Genomic DNA, 833 nt, shown 5'->3' on the forward strand with positions numbered 1-833 from the left:
GCGCTCGACGAGCTGATCCCCGACTGGAAGGAGAAGGGCGCGCCCCTGACCACCCCGGCCCGCGAGGACCGCTTCCTCTATCTCACCGAGACCAAGGCCCTCAAGTCGCCCTTCGCCCCGCCGCAGATGCACAATCACGGCAACTACATCATCAGCCTTGGCAACCTCGCCCGCTGGATGGCCGCCCAGGCCGAGGAGCTGGGGGTGGAGATCTACCCCGGCTTCGCCGCGGCGGAGGTGCTCTACGACGACAGCGGTGCGGTCAAGGGTGTGGCCACCGGCGACATGGGCATCGGCAAGGACGGCGAGAAGACCGCCAACTACACGCCGGGTATGGAACTGCACGCCAAGCAGACCATCTTCGCCGAGGGCTGCCGCGGCTCGCTGACCAAGACGCTGTTCGAGCGCTTCGACCTGCGCCGCGACGCCGATCCGCAGACCTACGGCATCGGCATCAAGGAGCTGTGGGAGGTCGATCCCGCCAAGTCGCAGCCCGGCCTGATCGTCCACACCATCGGCTGGCCGATGGACCCCAAGACCTACGGCGGCTCCTGGCTCTACCACATGGAGGGCAACCTGGTGTCGGTCGGCTTCGTGGTCGGGCTCGACTACGAGAACCCGCACCTGTCGCCCTTCGAGGAGTTCCAGCGCTACAAGACCCACCCGGCCATCCGCCCGACCTTCGAGGGCGGGCGGCGCATCGCCTATGGTGCGCGGGCGCTCAGCGAAGGCGGCTTCCAGTCGATCCCCAAGCTGACCTTCCCCGGCGGTGTGATCGTCGGCGACGCGGCGGGCTTCCTCAACGTGCCCAAGATCAAGGGCAACCACACCGC

1 protein-coding gene is annotated in these 833 nt (G+C 67.7%); it reads left to right on the top strand.

From position 1 onward, the window contains the following. The coding region (locus Q4I23_RS32860; RefSeq protein ID WP_498529027.1) for an NAD(P)/FAD-dependent oxidoreductase at positions 1–833 on the top strand (833 nt) is incomplete at both ends.

This window comes from Azospirillum sp. UFLA03-27, assembly GCF_059803775.1.